Origin of the sequence: Streptomyces sp. Da 82-17 (genome assembly GCF_046098215.1) — a bacterium.
GTDB lineage: Bacteria > Actinomycetota > Actinomycetes > Streptomycetales > Streptomycetaceae > Streptomyces.
In genome coordinates this window covers 30,017-48,590 of record NZ_JBJURH010000015.1, presented here as the reverse complement: position 1 = coordinate 48,590, position 18,574 = coordinate 30,017, and the positions used below count along the sequence as shown (strand labels likewise).

Genomic DNA, 18,574 nt, shown 5'->3' with positions numbered 1-18,574 from the left:
GTGCGCTCGGCGGGCGCGGGCACGTTGCGGTGATGCCCCTCGGCGGGGACGGTGAGACATCGGTTCGGCGGGGGCGGGGCGACGGCGGTGCGACGTCGCGGACGGCCGCGGCCTCGGGCGCCGGTGCGTTCGCGGGGGTCGGCGGAAGGCGTCACGATGGCTGGAGGGGCGGCGGGGGAGGCGGCGGGGGAGAGGCCCATTGCCCGCGGGAAGGAAGAGCCGTGCCGAAGCTCGCACCGGAACCCCAGCGCGACCCGACGGCGGACCGGCTGCTCACTCCGGAGAATTGTGTCGTCGCGCTGATCGACTACCAGCCGGGCCAGTACGCGACCGTCACGTCGTCGAGCCGCGAGGAGATCGACCTGAACGTCCGCGCCGTCGCCAAGCTGGCCACCGCGTACGAGGTGCCCGTGGTCCTGAGCACCGTGGGCGTGGACATGGGCGTCAACGAGGGGACGGACCCCGCGATCCTGGAGGAGTTGCCCGGCGTCACCGAGATCGACCGGACCGGCGTGAACGCCTGGGAGGACGACGAGTTCCGCGCGGCGATCGAGGACACCGGCCGGCGCAAGGTCGTCATCGGCGGCCTGTGGACCGAGGTCTGCCTGACGTTCCCGACCCTGGACATGCTCGCCGAGGGGTACGAGGTGTTCCCGGTCGCGGACGCCGTCGGCGGCATCACGCCCGTGGCGCACGCCCGCGCCTTCGACCGGATGACCGCCGCGGGCGCCCGCCCGGTCACCGCGATCTCCTTCGGCAGCGAGCTCATGCGCAACTGGGCCCGCGAGGACTCGGACAAGCTCCGCAAGGTCATGCGGTGGTACTTCCCGGAGCGCGAGCGGCTCGGCATCACAGGTACGGAGTGAACGTACGGGGCGAACGGGCGGACCAGGCGGCCGGACCGGTCGGAATGAATCCGTCCACTTGGGGCGTCGGACCCTATTCCGGCTTGATCGACTCTTTACCAATGGTGTTTCTCACCAGGAGTCAACCCCTACTTACGGTGGCGTAGGTCACTTAGCAAGGTGAAAGATATGCCGACGTGGCAGACGATTCGACACCCCTCACCAGCACCGCGGTCCCCAGCTCGTACGCGGCCGTAGGCGACAGCTTCAGCGAAGGCGTCGGAGACCCTGGCCCGGACGGCAGCTTCGTCGGCTGGGCCGACCGGTTCGCCGTGCTCCTGTCCGACCGGCACCCCGAGCACACCTTCGCGTACACCAACCTCGCCGTACGCGGAAAGCTCCTCGACCAGATCGTGGCCGACCAGGTGCCGCGGGCCAAGGAGCTCGCGCCCGAGCTGGTCAGCTTCTGCGCCGGCGGCAACGACATCATCCGCCCCGGCACCGACCCGGACGACGTGGCCGAGCGGTTCGAGCGGGCCGTGATGGACCTCAAGAAGTCCGTCGGCACCGTCATGGTCACCACCGGGTTCGACACCCGCGGCGTGCCCGTCCTGCGGCACCTGCGCGGCAAGATCGCCACGTACAACGCGCATGTCCGCGCCGTCGCCGACCGCTACGACTGCCCCGTGCTCGACCTGTGGTCCCTCAAGTCCGTGCAGGACCGGCGGGCCTGGGACGGGGACCGGCTGCACCTCTCGCCCGAGGGGCACACGCGCGTCGCGCTGCGCGCCGCCCAGGTGCTCGGCCTCGACGTCCCGGTCGACCCCGACCAGCCGTGGCCGCCGCTGCCGCCGCGCGGCACCCTCGAAGTGCGGCGCGACGACATCCAGTGGGCCCGCGAGTACCTCGTGCCGTGGATCGGCCGCAGGCTGCGCGGCGAGTCCTCCGGCGACCACGTGTCGGCCAAGGGCGTCATCGACCCGTACGTCCTCAAGTCGCAGCTGGAAGCCACTTCTTGACAGTACGTCAGCGGGGCGGGGCTCAGCGCAGCGGCTTCGGGAACGCCACCGGGCTGCGGGCGCCCGAGCGGCCCACGGCGCGGACGCCGAAGAAGACGTTGTCCTTGGACAGGTCCACCTCGTGGGCCGTCGCGTCGCCCACGTCGACGACGTGCGTCCACTCCGGCTCGGTCGTCTCGCGCCACACCACCTCGTAGCCCGCGAGATCGGGCTCCGGGCCGCGCTCCCACAGCAGTTCCGTGGAGTTGGTCAGCGCCGAGGTGCGGATCTGCACGCCGCGCGGGGTGCCGGGGGCGGTCGCGAGGGTCCACAGGGCGGCCGCGTTGACCCGCGCCACGCGCGCGATGAACGGGAAGTCGCAGAACTCCGGCAGGTCGCCGTACTGCTTCCCGTCCTCCGTGCGCACGTCCTGGTGCTGGTGCGCGTAGTCCTCGGCGGGCTCGGTGAACCGGGCCGCCGGGTAGCCGCGTTCGAGGAACGGGATGTGGTCGCCGCCGCGCAGATAGCGGTCCCTGCGGTAGACCACCCGCACCCGCATGCCGGTCGCGTCGTTGTCGGCGGTGTCCCGCACGAACCGGGCCAGCTGCCGGGACGGCGAGTCGTTCTCGCCGCCCACCGAACGCCGCGTCGCCGCCTCCTCGGGCGTCTCCGAGGTGGGCACGCCCTCCGCGAACAGCCGTATGACGTACGGGTCTTGAGAGCCGTCGTCCGCGGTGGAGCTGCCGACGATGTCGTTGGTGAACATCGCCTGGACGTCGGTCTTCGCCTCCTTGAAGCGGGACGCCATGTGGGCCGCGCCGAACAGGCCCTGCTCCTCGCCCGCGACGGCCGCGAACACGAGCGTCGCCGCGGGCCGCCGCGTCGCCATGACCCGCGCCAGCTCCAGCGCGACGGCCACGCCCGAGGCGTCGTCGTCCGCGCCCGGGGCGTCGCTCGTGGCGTCCATGACGTCCGAGGCGCGCGAGTCGTAGTGCCCGGACACCACGTACACCCGCTCCGGGGCGACCGAACCCCGCAGCGTGGCCACGACGTTGGTGATCCGCGTCGGCTCCGGGATGCGCGGCGCGGGCTCCTGCACGTACGACTGGAGCTCCACCGTCATCCGGCCGCCACTGGGGCGCGCGTACCGCTCCAGCTCGGCCTTGATCCAGTCGCGGGCCGCGCCGATGCCGCGCTCCGGGTGGTCCTGGCTGGAGAGGGTGTGACGGGTGCCGAACGCGGCGAGGCGGCGCACCGTCGCCTCGATCCGCTTCGGGTCGATCTCCCGCAGCAGCGCCCGGAGTTCGGGCGACGGGGGCTGCGCGGTCGCGGGCGCGCCGGCCGGTCCGGCGGGGCGCTCGGCGGCGTGCGCCGGGCCGGCGGTGAGACCGGCCCCGGCGCCCACGGCCGCGACACCGGCGGCGGAGAGCAGGGTCCTGCGGGGCGTTCCGGGGCGGCGGGTGGGCCCACGGGTTCCGGGTGGTTCAGGAGTCTGCTGTGGCATGCGCCGATTGTCGTTGCGTATTCAACTCTCGGCAATGGGGCGGGAGTTGAGCACCCCGGGGGCCGCTCAGCGGCTGGGTGCCGGGGCCTCCCGCAGGTCGCAGGAGTCCTTGAAGCCCTGGCTGGTCAGGCCGAGCGCCGCGTTGTAGCGGGAGCGCAGGTTCTCCACCGCGACCATCATCGTCAGCTCCACGAACGCCGGCTCGCCCAGCCGGCCCACCAGCCGCGCGGCCAACTCGTCCGACACCTCCGGCGGGTTGGCGGTCATGGCCTCCGCGTACTCCATGACGTCCCGTTCGGAGTCCGTGTACGCGTCGCTGTCCCGCCACACCGGCACGTCCCGCAGCTTGCGCTCGGACATGCCCCGGCCGTGCTCCTTCCAGTACCCGAAGTCCATGCACCACGAGCAGCCGATCGACGCCGCCGACGCCATCACGGCCAGCGCCTTCAGATCCGGGTCGAGCTTGTCCCAGCGGCCCACGCCCTGCTCGAACCGCAGTTGCGACCACAGCAGCTTCGGGTGGTGCCCGGACGCGAGCACCGGGTCCATGACCTTGCCGTACGCCTTCCGGCTGTACCACTGCACGAAGCGGTTGAGGACGGTGTTGCGCGGCTTCAGCGAGATCCGGGCCATGAGGGCCACCTCCAGAGAACGTTCGTACGCCGGTGCCCGTACGGGCCGGCCGTACGGGCTTCGTGCGCCTGTCACCTCTGCGACGTGCGGGGGCACGCGGAATGTGACATCGCGGGGAAGACGATGCCGCGCGGGCGGAATCCTTCCGCGCTCCGACACGTTGACGAGGCATGACGACAGGAGACGATCACCAGGACGCCCTGCTGAAGCTGCTCACGGAGCGCGACGGCGGCGTGCTCGTCACGCTCCGGCGCGACGGCCGCCCCCAGCTGTCCAACGTCAACCACCACTACGACCCGCGGGCCCGCGTGCTGCGGGTCTCCGTCACGGACGACCGCGCCAAGACCCGGAACCTGCGCCGCGATCCCCGCGCCTCGTACCACGTCACGAGCGCCGACCGCTGGTCCTGGACCGTCGTCGACGGCACCGCGGAACTCACTCCGGTGGCCGAGGACCCGTACGACGACACGGTCGAGGAGCTGATCCGGCTCTACCGCGACATCAACGGCGAACACCCGGACTGGGACGACTACCGCGCCGCGATGGTCCGCGACCGGCGGCTCGTCCTGCGCCTGCCGGTGGAGCGGGCGTACGGGCAGAGCGCCGGGTGAGCCACGTCCGGGCCTTCGCGCGGCGCCCGGGGGCCCGCGCAGCACCTGCCGCTCGTACACCTGCCGCACATAATGAAAACCTGACCGAACCGCTCCGCTGGAGGATCCGTGACCGGCTTCCGTTCCCTGCGCTCCGGGCTCCGCTCGCTGCGGCCCGCGTCCTTCGGCGCCGAGCCGACGGGTGAGCGCCTCGCGCGGATCCACCGTTCGCCGAACTTCGCGGACGGCCGGTTCACCAACCCGGTCGGCGCGCGGGTCGGGCCGCTCGGCTCCAAGGTCGAGTTCGCGAAGACGTACTTCCGCAAGGAGGAGCGGATCCGCCGCGCCCCCTCCGGGAACGTGCCGGTGCACCCCACGACCCTCGCCGACCTGGCCCGGCCCCCGGCGAGCGGGCTGCGGCTGACGTGGATGGGCCACTCCAGCGTGCTCGCGGAGATCGACGGCAGGCGGGTGCTGTTCGACCCGGTCTGGGGAGAGCGCTGCTCTCCGTTCGCGTTCGCCGGGCCCCGGCGGCTGCACCCGGCGCCCGTCCCGCTCACCGCCCTCGGCCCGGTCGACGCGGTCGTCATCTCGCACGACCACTACGACCACCTGGACCTGCCCACGATCAAGGCGCTCGCCGACACGGACACGGTGTTCGCGGTGCCGCTCGGCGTCGGGGCGCACCTGGAGCACTGGGGCGTCGCCCCGGACCGGCTGCGCGAGCTGGACTGGCACGAGCGGACGGAGATCTCGGGCCTGAGCCTGACGGCGACCCCGGCCCGGCACTTCTGCGGCCGCGGCCTGCGCAACGAACAGCACACGCTGTGGGCGTCCTGGGTGGTCGCCGGGGACGAGCACCGCGTCTACCACTCCGGCGACACCGGGTACTTCCCGGGCTTCGGGGACATCGGCGCGGAGCACGGCCCGTTCGACGCGACGATGATCCAGATCGGCGCGTACAGCGAGTACTGGCCGGACATCCACATGACCCCCGAGGAGGGCGTCCAGGCCCACCTCGACCTCCAGGGCGGCCGGCCGCACGGCGCGCTGCTGCCGATCCACTGGGGCACGTTCAACCTCGCCCCGCACCCGTGGGCGGAGCCCGGCGAGTGGACCCGGTACGCGGCGGAGCAGGCCGGGCAGCGGGTCGCCTCGCCCCGGCCGGGCGAGCCGTTCGAACCGTCGGGGGAGCTGCCGGGGGAGGCGTGGTGGCGTCCGGTCTCGGCCCCGATCGCCCAGCCGTGGCGACTGCGCTCGGAGGCGGAGGACGTGGCGGTCGCGGCGACCCGGGGCGGACTGGATCTGGCGCGGGAGCGGTGAGGGCGGCGGGGCGGTCCCGGCAGCCGGGCGGTGCGCGCCCCGGCCCCGCGGCGGAGAGGTGAGGCGTCGCCCCCCCCGGCGGGGGAGGGGTGAGAGCGGTGCCCCCGCGGCGGAGAGGTGGGACCGGACGCCGCCGCGGCGGAGGGGTGAGACCGCCCCCTGCGCGGGGTGGGGCCCCGGCCCCGCGGCGGAGAGGTGAGGCGTCGCCCCCCGGCGGAGAGGTGAGACGGGCGCCCCCCCCCGGCAGCGGAGGGGTGAGAGCGGTCCCCGCGGCGGAGAGGTGGGACCGGACGCCGCCGCGGCGGAGAGGTGAGACCGCCCCCTGCGCGGGGTGGGGCCCCGCCCCGTGGGCCGAGAGGTGCGGGCAGGCTCGTCGGCAGCGGGGCGGTCCCGGCAGCCCGGGCGGTGCGGGCCCTAGGGCGGTCCCGGTGGCGGAGTGGTGCGGGCGGTCCCGGTGGCGGAGTGGTGCGGGCGGTCCCGGTGGCGGAGAGGTGAGGCGTCGCCCCCGCGGCGGAGGGTGAGAGCGGTCCCCGCGGCCGAGAGGTGGGACCGCCCCCGCGGCGGAGAGGTGAGACCACCCCCTACGCGGGGTGGGGCCCCGCCCCGTCGGCGGAGAGGTGCGGGCAGGCTCGTCGGCAGCGGGGCGGTCCCGGCAGCCGGGCGGTGCGCGCCCCCGGCCCCGCGGCGGAGAGGTGAGGCGTCGCCGCCCGGCGCAGAGGTGAGACGGGCCCCCGGTGGCGGGGCCGCCCTTGCCGCATCGTGTCCTGATGGTCCTTCTTGACGCGCCGTCAAAAGCCGCTCCCCGTGCCGGAGTTTGCCCCCGAGGCAAGAAAGGCGGCCCGAACCAGCCGACGCGAACGTTTAGTTGACGTGACGTACATGTGACCGAGCTGCACGGTAGGGCGAGATCAAGCCATGGTGCGGAGTTCGCGCTGTGTAGTCCCAGAGGCCTCGCGGAATCCCGCTCGTCCCAAAATCCTCGCTGGTGAGGCTGCGTTGAGTGAGCCGTAAGCGGAGGGTCTGTCTCGCTGGCTGAGACCAGCCGCAGCTCCTCGGCCGCTGTGGCGAGAAAGCGTCCTTCACACTCCGTGCGAGACCTGCCAAGGTCAGCAGGCATATGAGGCCAACAAGTTCATCCGGCACGCGCACGCGGCCTGCCCCTGGGTTGGAGGAGCACATGTCTGTCGACGCCTCGATAGCCTGTCCACAATCGATCCCTCCGCAACACGCTCCGCGTCCGGAATTAACCGAGGCCGACCCGCAACCGGAACCGGATCCCGACATATCGCGGCAGGTTGCCGTCCTGCTCTCGCGGCTGCGCTCGGCGCGCAAGTTCGGCGACGGACAGAGCAACCCCTGGCCGGTCTTCGAGAAGCTGCGCGAGTGCGGCGACGTCGTGCCCTCCCCGTGGGGCGGCGTCCTCGTGACCGGCTACGAGGCGGCCAACACGGTGCTCCGGGACCGCTCGTACCTGACGCCCGACCACGCCTGGCGCCAGCAGCAGGGCGAACCGCGGTGGACGTCCCCCGCGTCCAGCGAGTTCAGCCAGATGATCATGCTCCTGAACGCCCCCGAGCACACCCGGCAGCGCCGTGTGCTCGGCAACACCTTCGACCGGGCCACGATCGAACAACTCACCCCCGTCATCGAGCAGTTGGTCGACGGGCTGCTCGACGAGCTGGAAACCCGGATGAAGGAGGACGGCGAGGCCGACTACGCCGACATCGTCGGCGACGGACTGCCCGTGGCCGCCGTCGGCCGCTGGCTCGGCGTCCCCAGCGCCGACTTCGCCGACCTGCGCAAGTGGACCCACGGGCAGGCCTGGTCGCAGGAACTCTTCCCCACGCCCGCCCAGTTGGCCGTCGCCGACGAGTCCGCCCTCAACCTCAAGGCGTACTTCGAGAACCTGGTGGCCGAGCGCACCAAGTCACCCGGCGACGACGTACTCTCCTCCTGGATCCACGCGTGGTCCGAAGTGGAAGAGGACCCCCGGCAGGCGGCTACCATCGTGCAGCGGCTGGCAACCTTCAGCATCATGGCGGGACTTGAGACGACGTCCAACCTCCTCAACGCCGCGATGTGGCTCCTCGACCGGCATCCGGACCAGGCCGACTGGCTCCGATACCACCCCGAGGGGATTCCCGCAGCAACAGAGGAGATTCTTCGTTATGACCCCGCGGTGTCGATAACTACTCGTGTAGGGTCCCGCAGTGACTCTCTGTCAGATGTTGCCGTAGGCAAGGGGCAGTTGGTGTACGTGTGCATAGGCTCGGCGCATCATGATCCGAGGTTCATAGCCGACCCCGATCGATTCGATGTGCGACGCCCCGGGCCCGCCCGGCATCTCGCCTTCGGGCAAGGCGCCCACTTCTGCCTCGGGGCAGGACTCGGCAGGCTGGAGGGCCATGCGCTGCTCCGGAAGCTGCTGACCCGCTTCCCCACGCTGCGTGTGGTGTCCGAGCCGAAGTGGGAGCCCAGGGTGGCGTTCCGGCGGATGGCCAGTCTGCGGGTGGGTCTCGCACCCAAGCCGCGCTTCTACTCGTTCGGAGCGTGACGATGGACCGGCAGACCCTTCCCCTGGACCCCAAGACCCTCGACATCACCGAGAACGGCGCCGTGCTGCACGTACGCATGCGCCGCGAGGACGCCAAGAACGTCGCCGACGAAGCCCTCCTCGACGACCTCTCCGACGTACTCGCCCACCTGCGGCAACGCCCCGACCTGCGCGTCCTCGTACTCGCGGGCGAGGAGACGGAGTTCTGCCTCGGCGGCGACCGGCACGAGCTGGAGTCGCTTGCCGAGGCCGACACCACCGGCGAAGCCGTCCTCAGAGTCGCCGAGAAGGCCCGACACGTCTGCGAGGCCCTGGAGTCCGCCGACGTCGCCACCATCGCCGCCGTCCGCGGTCCCGCCGTCGGAGCGGGAGTGGCCCTGGCCCTCTACTGCGACCTGCGCGTCGGCACCGCCGACTGCACCTTCCGGATGCCCGAACTCGGCCTCGGACTGCCGACGGCCTGGGGCGGAGCGCTGAGCCGGCTGATCGCCGAGGTCGGCGCGCCCCGTATCCGGGAAATGGTGCTGACCTGCGACGTCGTGGACTCTGCCCGAGCACTCGAGTGGTCCCTGCTGCACCGCGTGGCAGCGGACTCCGCGGAGCTCGACAAGATCGTCGACCGGTGGGCACGCACCATCGCACGCCGTTCACCCGCCGCGCTGCGTGGCACCAAGGCTCTGATGCGCGCATACGGGACCCCCGCCCGTAGCGGTGACCTCACGGGACTCGACGGCTATCTCCTGGCGACGGCCCTCAACGCCCGCCAGGCGAAGGGGCGTTGAGCGTGAGGATTCGATTACACGAAGGAGGATGGGCCGAGGGGCCCTAGAGCGATGATCCAATACCTTGGGCAACAGGACTGGGTGTTCTGGTGCCTGATCGGGGCCATTTTGGTCCTCGCGGTGCTCGCACTGCGAGGACACAACGTGGCCCGAGTACAGCGCAAGCGCAGCGCCGAGGCGATGGCGCAGCGACAGCGGCGGGACGACGCGGCACGCTACCTGCTGGAGAACTACCTGCCGCGCCTCGCGAACCCCAACGAGACCCCGCCGCCGTTCCAACTCCCCGAGGCCTACGGCTCGTTGGCGGGCAGTGACTTCGAGCACGACCTGCGCGTCATCGCGGAGTGGTTCTCGCAGCTCAGCGACGTCGCCCGGGACCGCATGAGCGAGTCCCTGTGGAAGCTGCTGAAGGTCATCGGCGAGAGCTTCCTCGCCCGCGGCTCCGAGCAGCAGAAGACCATCAGCGACCTGGAGCGGATGCTCCAGGACCCCCGGCTCCTCGAAGCCCTGATGAAGGTCGACCACCGCACGTCGTACTTCCTCCGCAAGGCCAGGAACATCGTGGTGCTCTGCGGCGGCTTCCCCGGCCGCTCCCGCGTGCCCGAGACCGTCACGGACGTCGTCCGCGGCGCCACCGGCTACATCCGCGGCTTCACCCGCGTCCGCCTCGTCAACGAGCTGGAAGTCGGCGTGTCCGCCCACGCGGTCAACCCCGTCGTGCACGCGATCGCCGAACTCCTCGACAACGCCGACCAGTTCAGTAACCCCGAGCAGCCCATCGAGGTCGAGCTGGAGCGCCTGCCCAACGGCGTGGCGATCTCCATCGACGACCGCGGCCTCGGCATGGCGCCCAAGAAGGTGCAGGACGCCAACGAACTGCTGTCCCGCCCTCCGGCCCTGGACATCGAGGAACTCGCCGAGGACCCCAGCTTCGGCTTCCGCGTCGTCGGCCAGATCGCCCAGCAGTACGGCTTCTCCGTAGGCCTCAAGACCAGCCTCTACAAGGGCGTACGGGCCGTCATCATGCTGCCCAACGCGCTGCTCACGCAGATGCCCGAGAGCGCCCCCCGGCAGGTCCCCGGCGTCGCCCCGCAGCGCCCCATGGACGCCATCAACGGCGCCCAGCACTCCGCCGACGCCGTCAACGGCCGTGCCACGGCGACCACTTCGGCCCCCGCCGAGCCGCTGCCCGCGCCTGCCCAGGAGCGTCCCGCCGTCGCCCCGCCCGCGCCCAGGCCCGAACAGGCCACGCGCACGGCGCCCGCGCCGATGCCCGCACCCCGGCAGGAGCCCACGCCCACGCACGCGCCCATACAGTCCGGCGAGACCGCGCTCACGCCCCCGCCGCCCGCGCCCGAACCCCCGCGCGCGCACACGGCGCCCGCCGCGCACCGCCGGACCACGACGCCCGAGCCCGAGCCGACCGCCGAGGCCGGCCGGCGCGAGAGTGCCGCCCAGCCCGGCGACGAGCTCGGACACACCTCGGGCGGACTCCCGCGGCGCCGACGCAAGGCGCCGACGGTGGACGCACGACTCCAGGACGGCGACGTACAGCCTCCCCGCTCGGCGGAGGAGACCGCGCGCCGTATGGCCGCACTGCAGCGGGGCAACCGTGAGGGCCGTGTCAGCACGGCAGACGAGCACAAGGGGAAGACAACTTCATGAGTGACACGACGAGCAAGCCCGCGTGGATGCTGCGCAGCCTCCTCGAGATCCCCGAGGTCCTGCACGCGGTCCTGCTCTCCCGGGACGGCCTCATGCAGGCCCGCACCGAGGAGATCAGCAAGGACGAGGCGGACACCTACGCCGCCGCCATGTCCGGTCTCGCGTCACTGTGCCAGGACCCGATCTTCAGCGGCGGGGCGCACAACCCCTGGCTCGAAACGGTGATCGAGTTCGACTCGCGGTACGTCTTCGCCGTCCGCGCCGGAGCCGGCGCCTATCTCGGTGTGTCGACGACGGCCGCGGTGGACCTCGCCGCCATCAGCCGCCGCATGCACGAGCTGGTGGGCCAGATCGGGCACGAGATGGCCGTAGCGGACCGGCAGGGCCTTGGCTTCCACGGATGAGCGGACAGGACGACAGCTCGCTGGTCCGCTCTTATGTCATCACCGGTGGACGAGCCAAGCCGTCGAGAGCGGACATCGACGTCATCACGCTGATCAAGGCGACCGCAAGCAATGAGCCCCTGCACCGGCTCAACCGTGAGAAGCGCTCCATCGTCGAACTCTGCCGGGGCGGCGCGCTGATGACGGTGGCCGAGGCAGCGGGCTACCTCGACCTGTCGGTGGCGCTGACGAAGGTCCTGGTCGCCGACCTGGTCGACGAGCAGCTCCTCACCACCCGCACGGCGCCCACCAGTACCCCCGCCACAGACAGAACCCTCCTGGAGGAGGTCCTCAATGGGCTCCGCGCCCGTCTCTAAGCAGCCCATATATCTGGCCGACACCGTTCAGGTGGCCACGAAGATCCTGGTAGCGGGGCACTTTGGTGTCGGCAAGACCACCTACGTGGGAACCCTGTCCGAGATCGACCCGCTCCGGACCGAAGAGGTCATGACGGCGTCCAGCGTCGGCTACGACGACCTCGTCGGCCTGCCCGACAAGAAGACCACCACGGTCGCCATGGACTTCGGCCGGCTCACCCTGAGCCCGCGCCTCGTCCTGTACCTGTTCGGCGCCCCCGGACAGGAACGCTTCCGGCGCCTGTGGCAGGACCTCGCGTACGGCGCGCTCGGCGCGCTCGTCCTCGCCGACACCCGCAACCTCGCCGAGTCGTTCCCCGTGTTCGACCGCGTCGAGGAGTTCGGACTGCCGTACGGCGTCGCCGTGAACCACTTCGCGGGCGGCAAACGGTTCGACGAGGACGAGGTGCGGGACGCGCTCGACCTGCACCCGGACACCCCGTTGGTCACGTGCGACGCCCGTGACCCCCAGTCCTCCACCATCGCCCTGATCCGCCTCGTGGAACACCTCCACGAGCGGGCCGTACACCAAGAGAGCTTCCGGTGAGTTACCCCGTCGACTCCTACGGCCAACAGAGCCCGAACGCGCCCGGATGCCCCGTGTCGGGCACCGGTGCCGCCGCCGTCACACCCCTGTTCGGCGCGGACTTCGCCGCCGACCCGCACGCCGTCTACGGACGGCTGCGGGCCACCGGCTCCCGCGCCCACCCCGTCGCGCTCGAACCGGGCGTGCACGCCATCCTCGTGACCAGCTACGCCACGGCCCGCGAGATCCTGCTCAGCCCCGACTTCTCCAAGGACTCCCGCAACTGGGCGGACCTGAACCGGGGCAGCATTCCCGCGGACAGCAGCGTCCGCCCGATGATGGAGTGGCGCCCCAACGCCTTCTTCAGCGACGGCCACGAGCACCAGGCCCGCCGCCAGGTCATCGAGGACGCGCTCGGCAAGGTCGACCTCTACCAGCTGCGCCGCTTCGTCGAGGAGGCCGCGGACGAGCTGATCGACCGGTTCGCGCCCGCCGGCCGCGCCGACCTGATCGCGGACTATGCGAAGACCCTGCCGCTGCGGGTCTTCAACCGCCTCTTCGGCTGCCCCGACGACGTCGCCGACCGGCTCGTGGAAGGCATGTCGGGCCTGTTCGACGGCCGCGACCCGGAGAAGTCCAACGCCCTGGTCACCCAGGGGCTGGTCGACCTCATCGAGTACAAGACGACGACGCCCGGCTCCGACGTCACCAGCTGGATGCTCGCCCACCCCTCGCAGCCGGGCGGCGAGGAGATCATCCACCAGCTCGTCACGTTGATGGCCGGCGGTACGGAGCCCGAGGCCAACCTCATCGGCACCGCCGCCCTGAAGATCCTCGCCGACCCGCGGTTCGCCGGGCACTTCGCCGGCATCAACCCGCCGATCAGCGAGTCCATCAACGACGTGCTGCGCTGGGACCCCCCGGTGGCCAACTACGGCGTGCACTACGCCCGTCGTACGACGGAGCTGCACGACGTGGTGTTCCCGAGCGGCGTGCCGATCCTGATCTCCTTCGCGGCCGCCAACAACGACCCGATGGAGGGCATCGCCGCCGACCAGGAGGCCACGCACAGCGCCCACCTCGCCTGGTCCGCGGGCCCGCACCAGTGCCCCGCGCAGCGCCAGGCGCTGTCCATCGCGCACACCGCGATCGAGATGCTGTTCAAGCGGCTGCCGGACCTCCGGCTCGGGGTCGACGAGTCGACCCTGGAGTGGCGGCCCGGCCCCTTCCACCGGGCCCTGAAGGAGCTTCCGGTGCGCTTCTCGCCGCGGGCCGCGCGCGCCGGCGAGAAGGCGTCCGCCGCCGCGCGGGGCGAGGCGCCCCGGCCGTCCGGTTCGCTCCTGCAGCCGGGCCCGCCGCCCCCGCCGCCGAAGAAGCCGACGCTGGGCGGCAAGGTCGTGCAGCTCTGGCTGAACTGGTGGCGCGGAGACAACTGACCCCGCACGGACGGCCCGGCCACAACCGGCCGCCGCCCCACCGCAGTTGCCGGGCACGCCCGGTCCCCGAGGAGACACCTCAGGGGACCGGGCGTGCCCGTTTCGTTCTCGTACGCGACCGGGCGGCGTCCGTTCCCGACCGCTGCCGCAGTCCGACATCCGTACGCCGGGACCCGCCGGGAGGACCGCGTACGCCCCTCGTCCCAGGCCGCGCGCAGACGACACGAACACGCGTCCGACCTGGGGGATTCGCGCGATTGTACGAGATGTCACGCCGAGGGTGAACGCGGTTCGGTGAAGTTCCCCAACTCCCCGTCGCGGGCCCGTCTTTCGTGACTACCGTGTGTGCTCGTCGACCCACGCAGGGCGCATCATCCGCGCGGCGACGTACGGCACAGCCATGCCGTACGCCCGGAGCCGAGCGCGACGCCCGCGCACCACGAGTCCACTCGACGAGGACGCTGATGTCTCACCTTCGCGAACCGGCCGCACGCGCAGAACGCCGCGAGGGCGGACGCCACGGCAGGCCCGGACCCCGGGTGGCCAAGGAGCTGCCCGAGGCCCGGATACGCCGCCAACTCCTGCGCGCCTCCGTCCTGCCCGCCGTCGCGGTCGCCCTGGCGGGCGCGGCGGCCGTGCTGTGCGTCGTCCAGGTCACCGGGGCCCGGCCCACGCCGGTCCTCTGGGGACTCCTCGCCGCCGCCGCGACCGTGGCCGTCGCCGGGATCGCCGCCGCCGTCGTCGCGGCCGACCGCACCACGCGGGCCGTCATGGACCGGGTGTCCGTCCTGCGCCGCAGCACCGCCCGCGGCCAGAGCGAGCTGCGCGCCCTCGTCGAGCGCCTGCGCCGCGGCGAGGGCGCCCCGCAGCGCACCGCGACCACCCCGCCGAAGGCCTCCGACGGCGACGAATTCGACCAGCTGGCCCATGAGTTGACCCGCGCGCAGGAGGCCGCGGTCGCCTCCGTCGTCCAGGCCGCGCAGCTGTCCGGGCAGGCCGGCAGCGAGCAGAAGGTCGAACTGCTCGTGAACCTCGCGCGCAGGCTGCAGTCGCTCGTGCACCGCGAGATCCAGCTCCTCGACGAGCTGGAGAACCAGGTCGAGGACCCGGACGTCCTCAAGGGCCTCTTCCAGGTCGACCACCTCGCCACCCGCATCCGCCGGCACGCCGAGAACCTCGCCGTGCTCGGCGGCGCCATCTCGCGCCGCCAGTGGTCGCACCCGGTGACCATGAGCGAGGTGCTGCGTTCCGCGATCGCCGAGGTCGAGCAGTACTCGCGGGTCAAGCTGGTGCCGCCGATCGACGGCACGCTGCGCGGCCACGCCGTCGCCGACGTCATCCACCTGCTCGCCGAACTCGTCGAGAACGCCTCGGTGTTCTCGCCGCCGCACACCCAGGTCCTGATGCGCGCGAGCCGGGTCACCTCGGGTCTCGCCATCGAGGTGGAGGACCGCGGCCTGGGCATGGCGGGCGAGGAGCAGAGCGAGATGAACGCCCTGCTCGCCGACCCCGAGGACGTCGACGTCGCCGGGCTCATCGCCGGTGGCCGCATCGGCCTCTTCGTGGTCGCGGCCCTCGCCCGCAGGCACGGCATCGCCGTACGGCTGCAGACCAACATCTACGGCGGCGTCCAGGCGGTCATCGTGCTGCCGCAGAGCCTGCTCGGAGCGGACGAGGACACCGGCGGCGCGGGCCGCGTCCAGACGGGGGCCACCCAGGCGGGAGCCGCACAGGCGGCCATGCAGCAGGCCGGTGCCACGCAGCCCGGTGCCACGCAGGCCGGTGTCCCGCAGCCGGGCGGCTCGCAGGCCGGTGTCCCGCAGCCGGGCGGCTCGGAGGCCAGTGTCCCGCAGCCGGGCGGCTCGCAGCAGGGTGTCCCGCAGCCGGGCGGCCCCCAGGCGGGTACGCAGACGCCGACCGCTCAGGGCCAGGCCCGGCCGCACGTGAGCGCGACCGCCGCCGCGTCGGCCCAACAGCCCCCGTACCAGGAACAGTTCACCTCGACCGGCGCCCACGCCGCCGCCGTGCCCGCACCCACTCCTTCGCCCGCCCCGCGGCAGGAGGGCGCCCGCGAAGGGGCCGTACGAGTCCAGGGCGGCGGCACGGACGGGGCCGGGTTCACGTTGCACACCGCCACGCACACCCCCGTCGCCCAGGTCCCCGCCCAGCCGGCGACGCAACCCCGGCGCGACGAGGCGGCCGTGCAGCCCGGCACCGAGCGGGCCGGCGCCGCGCAGTCCCGGAGCGGTGAGGCCCGTACCGCCCCGCCGTTGCCGGTGCGCGGCGCGCACGAGGCGCGGCCCAACCCCGCCGACCACTCCCTGCGCCCCGACCCGCAGCCCGCGGGCCCGGCGTCCACCGGCGGGCGCGGTGCCGCGGGCCGGCCCCAACTCCCCAAGCGGCGCGCCCAGGAACACCTGGTGCCGCAGCTGCGCGACGCGCCCGTACCGTCCGCGGCGGCGGCCGCCGAGCCGGCGGACAGCGGGCTCGACGGGCACGACCCGGGCCTGATGGCCGCCTTCCAGCGCGGCATCGGCCTCGCGGAGGGGCAGGACGCCCCGCGCCCCGGCGCCGAACCCGCCGGGTGACCGCCGACAGCACCACCCCGCCCCAACCCCTCTGCTTCCACGGCCTGTTGAGGCCGTACCACCACGCCGTACCCCAAGGAGTCGATCCCCCATGGCGAGCGATGTGCCGACCGGCCAGGTTTCCGACCTCGACTGGTTGTTGAGCGGTCTGGTGCAGCGGGTGCCGCACACCCGCAGCGCGGTCCTGCTCTCCTCCGACGGACTGGTCAAATCGGTCCACGGACTCGACCCGGACAGCGCCGACCACATGGCCGCGCTCGCCTCCGGCCTGTACTCGCTCGGCCGCAGCGCCGGCATCCGCTTCGGCGACGGCGGTGAAGTCCGCCAGGTCGTCGTCGAGTTGGCGCAGACCCTGCTGTTCGTGTCCACCGCGGGCTCCGGCACGTGCCTGGCCGTCATGGCGGGCCGGGAGGCCGACGCGGCGGTCCTCGGGTACGAGATGGCGATGCTGGTCAAGAGCGTGCGCCCGTACCTCGTCACCCCCGCGCGGCGGCCCGCGGAGCCCTCGGTGATGAATCCGTGAACGTGGCGCTCCCGCAGGACGGGCCGTGGCTGGACGACGCCGCCGGCCGGCTCGTCCGCCCGTACACCGTGATCAACGGCAGGACCCGGCCCAGCGCCCCGCTCGACCTGCTCTCCCTGGTCGTGCCGACAGGCGCAGTGTCGGTCGCCCACATGGGGCCCGAGCACACACAGGCGCTCGGCCTGTGCGGCGGCGGGCCCACCTCCGTGGCCGAGATCGCGGCGCAGCTGCGGCTGCCCGCCGTGGTGACCAAGGTGCTCCTGTCCGACCTCGTCGACTGCGGCGCCCTCACCGCCAAGGCCCCCACCTTCCGCACCCAACCCACCGACGACCAGTCCCTGTTGGAGGCAGTGCTCGATGGTCTACGACGACGGCTCTGACCCGCTGACGGGCTCCCGCGCGCCGGCCCGGGAGGTCCCGGAGGTACGGCAGATCCCGGAGCCCCGGGAGCCCCGGGAAGCCCGCGACGGCTTCCCCGACGCGCTGAAGGTGCTGGTCGCGGGCGGGTTCGGAGTGGGCAAGACGACCTTCGTGAGCACGGTCAGCGAGATCGAGCCGCTCAGCACCGAGGAACTGCTCACCACCGCCAGCGCGGGCACCGACAACCTCGACGGGATCGAGAACAAGACCACCACGACCGTGGCGATGGACTTCGGCCGCATCACGCTCGACAAGCGGCACGTCCTGTACCTGTTCGGCACCCCGGGCCAGGAACGGTTCTGGTTCATGTGGGACGAGCTGTCCGACGGCGCGCTCGGCGCGGTCGTGCTCGCCGACACCAGACGCCTGGAGGACTGCTTCTCCGCCGTCGACTTCTTCGAACGGCGCGGCATCGCCTTCGTCGTCGCCGTCAACGAGTTCGACGACTCCTTCCGGTACGAGCCGGAGGAAGTGCGCGCGGCCATCGACCTGAAGCCCGACGTGCCGGTGGTGCTGTGCGACGCGCGGGTCGCCGGATCCGGCATGGAGACCCTGGTGACCCTCGTCCAGTACCTGCTCACCCAGACCCCGGACCCGGCCGCCCCCAGCCACGGAGCACACACATGACGTACGACCCGACCGGGCACCTGCTGCTGACCCCCGTCGACAAGGAGGCCTCGAACCGGGTACGGCGGCTGCGCGAGCTCGGCCTCGGCGACGAGCCGGACCCGGTGTTCGACGCGTTCGCCGACCGGATCGCGGAGACGATCGGGGCGCCGTACGCGATGGTCAACTTCATCGACGAGAACCGGCAGTTCTTCGCCGGCCTGCACACCCCCGAGGGCGGCCTCGCCGGCCAGGACCGGGGCATCGACACCAAGAACGGCCGCGTCGGCCGCCACCTCGAACGCGACCAGGGCTACTGCCCGCACGTCGTGGTCCGCCGCAAGGCCCTCGTCCTTGAGGACGTCCGCGACTACCCGCGGTTCGCCGGGAACCCGGTCGTCGAGGAGATCGGCATCCGCTCGTACCTGGGCGCTCCGCTGATCGACGGTACGGGGATGGTGCTCGGCACGGTGTGTGTCGTGGACACGGAGCCGCATGCGTGGGGGCGGGAGGGGTTGGCTGCGATCAAGGGGTTGGCGGGGGAGTTGGTGGGGGTGATCGGTACGCGGGCCTGAGCGGCGCCGTCGACCCGATGACCGCCCAGGGGGCTGCGCCCCCTGCCCCCCGGCGGTTGCTTTTCGGCTGCCGCGCCGTCGTGGTTGGTCGCGCAGTTCCCCGCGCCCCTGTCGGGGCCCGGCCCCCCCGGGGTTGTTTTTCGGCTGCGGCGCCGTTGTGGCTTGTCGCGCAGTTCCCCGCGCCCCTGTCGGGGCCCGGCTCCCCCC

Annotated in this window: 18 protein-coding genes; 16 read left to right on the top strand and 2 right to left on the bottom strand. The window is 72.4% G+C overall.

Going from position 1 to position 18,574, the window contains the following annotated elements; translation table 11 throughout:
- Positions 1-221: 221 nt before the first annotated feature.
- Both ACIDOF_RS24220 and ACIDOF_RS24215 read left to right on the top strand, forming a co-directional pair.
- Positions 222-866 carry an isochorismatase family protein gene (locus ACIDOF_RS24220; RefSeq protein ID WP_409008167.1) on the top strand — a complete coding sequence of 215 codons (645 nt, stop codon included), beginning with the start codon at positions 222-224 and terminating at the stop codon, positions 864-866.
- 176 nt (positions 867-1,042) lie between these two features.
- Positions 1,043-1,864, top strand: a complete 822-nt coding sequence (locus ACIDOF_RS24215) for an SGNH/GDSL hydrolase family protein (protein ID WP_409008166.1) — start codon at positions 1,043-1,045, stop codon at positions 1,862-1,864.
- Positions 1,865-1,886: 22 nt separating this feature from the next.
- Here ACIDOF_RS24215 and ACIDOF_RS24210 read toward each other — a convergent pair whose 3' ends face one another.
- Positions 1,887-3,347 (bottom strand): M20/M25/M40 family metallo-hydrolase, encoded by a 1,461-nt coding sequence (locus ACIDOF_RS24210; RefSeq protein WP_409008165.1) that lies wholly within the window; start codon positions 3,345-3,347, stop codon positions 1,887-1,889.
- A gap of 66 nt (positions 3,348-3,413) precedes the next feature.
- Positions 3,414-3,980, bottom strand: a complete 567-nt coding sequence (locus ACIDOF_RS24205; RefSeq protein WP_409008164.1) for a carboxymuconolactone decarboxylase family protein — start codon at positions 3,978-3,980, stop codon at positions 3,414-3,416.
- A gap of 170 nt (positions 3,981-4,150) precedes the next feature.
- Between ACIDOF_RS24205 and ACIDOF_RS24200 the strand changes: the two genes are divergently transcribed.
- From ACIDOF_RS24200 to ACIDOF_RS24135, 14 genes are all read left to right on the top strand, one after another.
- A complete protein-coding gene (locus ACIDOF_RS24200; protein ID WP_409008163.1) occupies positions 4,151-4,591 on the top strand; it encodes a PPOX class F420-dependent oxidoreductase in 441 nt (146 codons plus the stop codon).
- A gap of 108 nt (positions 4,592-4,699) precedes the next feature.
- The gene (locus tag ACIDOF_RS24195; RefSeq protein ID WP_409008162.1) at positions 4,700-5,893 is read left to right on the top strand and encodes an MBL fold metallo-hydrolase; all 1,194 of its coding nucleotides are present in this window, start codon (positions 4,700-4,702) and stop codon (positions 5,891-5,893) included.
- A 1,177-nt stretch (positions 5,894-7,070) separates the two neighbouring features.
- On the top strand, positions 7,071-8,447 hold the full coding sequence (locus ACIDOF_RS24190; protein ID WP_409008161.1) for a cytochrome P450: 1,377 nt from the start codon (positions 7,071-7,073) through the stop codon (positions 8,445-8,447).
- Positions 8,448-8,449: 2 nt separating this feature from the next.
- The gene (locus ACIDOF_RS24185; protein ID WP_409008160.1) at positions 8,450-9,229 is read left to right on the top strand and encodes an enoyl-CoA hydratase/isomerase family protein; all 780 of its coding nucleotides are present in this window, start codon (positions 8,450-8,452) and stop codon (positions 9,227-9,229) included.
- Between the two features lie 144 nt (positions 9,230-9,373).
- A complete protein-coding gene (locus ACIDOF_RS24180; protein ID WP_409008159.1) occupies positions 9,374-10,894 on the top strand; it encodes an ATP-binding protein in 1,521 nt (506 codons plus the stop codon).
- Positions 10,891-11,298, top strand: a complete 408-nt coding sequence (locus ACIDOF_RS24175; protein WP_409008158.1) for a roadblock/LC7 domain-containing protein — start codon at positions 10,891-10,893, stop codon at positions 11,296-11,298. The genes ACIDOF_RS24180 and ACIDOF_RS24175 overlap by 4 nt, the downstream gene beginning before the upstream one ends.
- A complete protein-coding gene (locus tag ACIDOF_RS24170; RefSeq protein ID WP_409008157.1) occupies positions 11,295-11,654 on the top strand; it encodes a DUF742 domain-containing protein in 360 nt (119 codons plus the stop codon). Before ACIDOF_RS24175 ends, ACIDOF_RS24170 begins: the two co-directional genes overlap by 4 nt.
- Complete coding sequence (locus ACIDOF_RS24165; protein ID WP_409008156.1) at positions 11,632-12,240, top strand: GTP-binding protein; 609 nt, start codon at positions 11,632-11,634, stop codon at positions 12,238-12,240. Before ACIDOF_RS24170 ends, ACIDOF_RS24165 begins: the two co-directional genes overlap by 23 nt.
- A gap of 53 nt (positions 12,241-12,293) precedes the next feature.
- Entirely contained in the window at positions 12,294-13,655 is a 1,362-nt protein-coding gene (locus ACIDOF_RS24160; protein ID WP_409008155.1) for a cytochrome P450, read from the top strand.
- A 464-nt stretch (positions 13,656-14,119) separates the two neighbouring features.
- Positions 14,120-16,243 (top strand): ATP-binding protein, encoded by a 2,124-nt coding sequence (locus ACIDOF_RS24155; protein WP_409008154.1) that lies wholly within the window; start codon positions 14,120-14,122, stop codon positions 16,241-16,243.
- A 91-nt stretch (positions 16,244-16,334) separates the two neighbouring features.
- Positions 16,335-16,766, top strand: coding sequence for a roadblock/LC7 domain-containing protein (locus tag ACIDOF_RS24150; RefSeq protein WP_409008153.1), 432 nt, complete (start codon positions 16,335-16,337; stop codon positions 16,764-16,766).
- Positions 16,767-16,768: 2 nt separating this feature from the next.
- The gene (locus ACIDOF_RS24145) at positions 16,769-17,146 is read left to right on the top strand and encodes a DUF742 domain-containing protein (protein WP_409008287.1); all 378 of its coding nucleotides are present in this window, start codon (positions 16,769-16,771) and stop codon (positions 17,144-17,146) included.
- Entirely contained in the window at positions 17,124-17,813 is a 690-nt protein-coding gene (locus tag ACIDOF_RS24140; RefSeq protein WP_409008152.1) for a GTP-binding protein, read from the top strand. The genes ACIDOF_RS24145 and ACIDOF_RS24140 overlap by 23 nt, the downstream gene beginning before the upstream one ends.
- Positions 17,810-18,367, top strand: coding sequence for a GAF domain-containing protein (locus ACIDOF_RS24135; protein ID WP_409008151.1), 558 nt, complete (start codon positions 17,810-17,812; stop codon positions 18,365-18,367). The genes ACIDOF_RS24140 and ACIDOF_RS24135 overlap by 4 nt, the downstream gene beginning before the upstream one ends.
- Positions 18,368-18,574 lie beyond the last annotated feature (207 nt).